Annotated in this window: 6 protein-coding genes; 2 read left to right on the top strand and 4 right to left on the bottom strand. The window is 37.3% G+C overall.

Annotation, left to right across the window (positions count from 1 at the left end):
* Window positions 1-338, bottom strand: a 338-nt coding sequence (locus V7147_RS23040) for a TrmH family RNA methyltransferase (protein WP_335370137.1), incomplete at its 3' end; no start/stop codon positions are given.
* A gap of 120 nt (window positions 339-458) precedes the next feature.
* Between V7147_RS23040 and sspI the strand changes: the two genes are divergently transcribed.
* Window positions 459-668 carry a small acid-soluble spore protein SspI gene (sspI, locus tag V7147_RS23035; protein WP_335370136.1) on the top strand — a complete coding sequence of 70 codons (210 nt, stop codon included), beginning with the start codon at window positions 459-461 and terminating at the stop codon, window positions 666-668.
* Between the two features lie 42 nt (window positions 669-710).
* On the opposite strand, the gene V7147_RS23030 is transcribed toward sspI, so the two are convergent.
* The gene (locus tag V7147_RS23030) at window positions 711-1,796 is read right to left on the bottom strand and encodes a M42 family metallopeptidase (protein ID WP_335370135.1); all 1,086 of its coding nucleotides are present in this window, start codon (window positions 1,794-1,796) and stop codon (window positions 711-713) included.
* Between the two features lie 79 nt (window positions 1,797-1,875).
* A complete protein-coding gene (gene dut / locus V7147_RS23025; protein WP_335370134.1) occupies window positions 1,876-2,313 on the bottom strand; it encodes a dUTP diphosphatase in 438 nt (145 codons plus the stop codon).
* A gap of 110 nt (window positions 2,314-2,423) precedes the next feature.
* Here dut and V7147_RS23020 point away from each other — a divergent pair, with 110 nt between their 5' ends.
* Entirely contained in the window at window positions 2,424-2,819 is a 396-nt protein-coding gene (locus V7147_RS23020; RefSeq protein WP_335370133.1) for a sigma-w pathway protein ysdB, read from the top strand.
* A 15-nt stretch (window positions 2,820-2,834) separates the two neighbouring features.
* Here the strand turns inward: V7147_RS23020 and V7147_RS23015 are convergent, their stop codons facing one another.
* Complete coding sequence (locus tag V7147_RS23015) at window positions 2,835-3,422, bottom strand: TVP38/TMEM64 family protein (RefSeq protein ID WP_335370132.1); 588 nt, start codon at window positions 3,420-3,422, stop codon at window positions 2,835-2,837.
* Window positions 3,423-3,623 lie beyond the last annotated feature (201 nt).

Below are 3,623 nucleotides of genomic sequence, written 5' to 3'. Positions count from 1 at the left end.
GCATCAATCAATAATAATCTAGAAAAGTTTCCTGCTTCTTTTGTGGAATATTGCTCACAAATCGCAGCGACTCCTTGTGATGTATCCGTATCGCTTATTTCTTTCATAATTTTTTCCGTCACAATCGTGATAAATAGATTGTCTACATTCCAGCCTGAGGGAATGTCTGTCGTTTCACTAATGATTAATTCTCTTACGATGGCGTCACTTTTTAAAGCCTCTTCTACTAAATGAAAACCTTCAATTATAAAAATTCCATTCTTATCACGTTCTTTTTTTGTATGCAGTTTTTTCCATTGTTTAATTTGAGGATTTTTATTAGATTCAATTCGTTTCAACGTACATATTGCTCCTTTTTATCGATTCTTTTTCCATTATATCCTATGAAAGATACATATTAAAACGGGATAACGTAAAACATACTAAAGAAAAAGTTACATAGAAAGGTGTGCATGTGAATGAATTTGAATTTAAGACATGCTGTTAAGCATAATGTGGCAGGAAATTCGCAAGCTGAATTACAAGATACAATCGTAGACGCAATCCAAAGTGGAGAAGAAAAAATGCTTCCTGGATTAGGGGTATTGTTTGAAGTTATTTGGCAAAATGCTAGTCAAGATGAAAAACAAGAGATGCTCTCAACATTAGAGCAAGGATTAAAGCAATAAATAAGGAAAGCCGATGACAATATTCATCGGCCCTTTTTATTTTCAATCAAATTTAATTTTATTTACTGTTTCTTGGTCCATACGCTTGATTACTTCTGCAATTAGTTTCACAGCATTTTCATAATCATCACGGTGAAGAATACCTGCATGTGAATGGATGTAACGTGTAGCAATTGTAATCGCTAAAGCCGGAACACCTTCTAGAGTAATGTGGATTGATCCTGCATCTGTCCCACCACCAGCAATCGCATCAAATTGATATGGAATGCTTAGCTCATCTGCTACTCCAACAACAAAATCACGCAAGCCTTTATGGGAAACCATAGAAGCATCATATAAAATGATTTGCGGACCTTCGCCCATTTTACTCAACGCTTCTTTTTCTGAAATTCCAGGTGTGTCGCCTGCAATACCAACATCAACTGCAATTGCAATATCAGGTTTAATAACGGTTGCGGCTGTTTTTGCGCCACGAAGACCCACTTCCTCTTGAACAGAGCCAACACCATAGACAACGTTTGGATGATCTTCATTCTTCAAATATTTTAATACATCAATTGCAATTGCACAGCCAATGCGGTTATCCCATGCCTTTGCAAGCAGCATTTTTTCATTATTCATAACTGTGAATTCGAAATACGGAACGACTTGGTCTCCAGGTTTCACCCCAAATTCAAGAGCCTGCTCCCTGCTTGATGCGCCAATATCAATGAACATATCTTTGATTTCAACTGGCTTTTTACGTGCATCTGCCGATAAAATATGTGGTGGTTTTGAACCAATTACTCCCGTAATATCTCCCTTACTAGTTACAACGGTTACACGTTGTGCAAGCATAACCTGTGACCACCAGCCACCAACTGTTTGGAAACGTAAAAATCCTTTTTCGTCAATTTGGGTTATCATGAATCCAACTTCATCTAAATGCCCAGAAATCATGATTTTTGGACCATTTGGGTTGCCTTCCTTTTTCGCAATTAAGCTCCCTAGTCCATCGTACGATATTTCATCAGAATATGGAGTTATGTATTTTTTCATGACTTCACGAGGCTCTCGTTCGTTACCAGGAATACCCTTTGCGTCGGTAAGATCCTTTAGCATCGTTAATGTTTCATCAAGCTTTGTCATTTTTACATCACCTAGCCTTTATTATTTTGACCTTTTCATTATACAGAACATAGATGCAAATGAGCAATTCTAGACGTTTTTATTTTAAACCGCTAGATCCAAATCCGCCTTCTCCTCTTTCTGAGGCAGTCACTTCCTCAACCTGCAGCAAGTTCACCTGAGCCACTTCGGCAATTACCATTTGTGCAATCCGCATTTGTTTTTCCACTACAAAGTTTTCTTTTCCATGATTAATTAAGATAACGGCAATTTCTCCACGGTAGCCTTCGTCAATCGTTCCAGGACTATTCAAGACGGTCACCGAATGTTTAAGCGCAAGTCCACTTCTTGGTCGTACTTGTGCTTCTGTTCCCGGTGGTAATTCAATTTTGATTCCCGTTTTAATTAACTCAGCATCACCTGGTTTAATTATTTTTTCTTCGGCTGAAAATAAATCTAAACCAGCATCACCTGGATTTGCTTGCAACGGAAGCCTTGCATCCTTGTTTAGCAGCATTACTTTTAGGTTGTATGTCATGTGTAAAATCCTCCTCTAGAAAAAAATTATAACAAATTTAAAATAACTTGAAACCTTTTGTGGGTGTTATTCGTATATGTTGGCAGATTGAAAATGGAGGGAGTCCTCTTATGTTTGTCCTATTTATTCGTTTTGTTATCATACTTTTAATCATCTTTTTACTATATCGGATTTTCAAGTATGTTTTGAACCCAAAGAGGAAGCTTGAACTTGCTCAAGAAAAACGGGAATTCTACTGGCTTGATGACCAAGCAAATGTTCATAAAAACTTTTTAATAACGTATAAGGGAGTTTTATTTGAAGGGGAAAAATATCTAGGTTCTACGAAGAAATCATTTGAAGTTGTATCCATTTTTGTTTGGGCCAAAAATGAGAATCTTAAGGGATTGACCTATACAGATTTTCAGTACATTGAACGTAGAATTAAAGAAATTTACCCGGATGCAAAAATTGATTGGAAAAGTCCAATTAAAGAACTGATAAAGGAAAACAGTCGTGAGTTTTAAACTCGCGACTGTTTTTTATTGATAAGATCTGTTAGCTTTAGGATTAAAGAATTCATGCCATTTGATAATAATCTGTTTTTCTCTTAATAAATAGAACAGGAGAGTAAGTGCAAGGAGAATCGCAAGAATGACAGTTGTAGAGAATTTACGGATAAATTGACCGAAAACGGTGTAAAGAAGAGCAACTGGAATATTTGTATAGAACGAGCCTTTGGCATATTCTCGAAAGTTTCTTGTGACATCAATGATACATAAAGATAAAAGATGAAAATTAATAAAGGGAATTAGACGTAGGATTGCAACTTGCCCAATGGTAAAATTCACCTTGTCGCCTAGCCATTTTTGCTTAAGTTTATTAATTTTTTGGGAGAGTCTTGGAACCTGCATATATAAAAAATAAAAAAGAATACTAAGCATGGTTAAGCCTAGAATGGAATAGATCGTTCCAAATACCGACCCAAACAAAATCCCCCCGACAATACATATGACCGGTACAGGTATAAAAAAGAATGGACGAATAAGGTGTATTCCGATAAAAATAATGGGGGCAAGCAGTCCAGTGGATTTGATGAAAACGAACAGCAGTGTCATTGTTTCGTCCAAATGTACAACTCACCTCTTTCTCTAGAAAAGTGCAAGGCGCCCGGATTAAGGAACATCGACTAACTACCGCCACGTCCTGTGGCGAACGTCGATGTCAGCACTTCCTGTGCAAGTCAAGCATAAGACAAGCGCTTCTGAAGGTGCCTTTTACCTTCAGAAGCGATTGACTAGACCAGAGAACCGATGGCGCCTGGAGCTAGA

Origin of the sequence: Bacillus sp. JJ1521, from assembly GCF_036965165.1 — a bacterium.
Lineage (GTDB): Bacteria > Bacillota > Bacilli > Bacillales > Bacillaceae_L > Ferdinandcohnia.
Note: the sequence above shows the minus strand (reverse complement) of the source record. Positions and strands in the feature narration are given on the sequence as shown.